Raw genomic sequence first — 255 nt, 5'->3', positions numbered from 1 at the left:
ACACTATCACCTGCTGCTGCTGGTCAACCGGGATACCTGGTGTCGTGCCGGCGATTACCGCGCTCCGGGGTCACTGGCCGGGATGATTAAACAGGCCTGGTGCAGTGCCCTGGGAGTGGATGCCGGACGTTATGACACGCTGGCACATTTTCCTGACAAGCCAGCGGTGTGGCTGGAACGCGATGATGAAACCGGCTTTCAGCAGGTGCTGGAACGTTCTGGCTATCTGGCGAAGGAGCATACCAAAGCTCGCGG

1 protein-coding gene is annotated in these 255 nt (G+C 59.6%); it reads left to right on the top strand.

Features of this window, described 5'->3' with window-relative positions; translation table 11 throughout:
* The coding region (locus tag E0D98_RS26795; protein ID WP_131891697.1) for an inovirus-type Gp2 protein at nucleotides 1-255 on the top strand (255 nt) is incomplete at both ends.

Origin of the sequence: Escherichia sp. KCJ4928 (assembly GCF_004352695.1) — a bacterium.
Classification (GTDB): Bacteria; Pseudomonadota; Gammaproteobacteria; order Enterobacterales; family Enterobacteriaceae; genus ECMA0423.
Note: the sequence above shows the minus strand (reverse complement) of the source record. Positions and strands in the feature narration are given on the sequence as shown.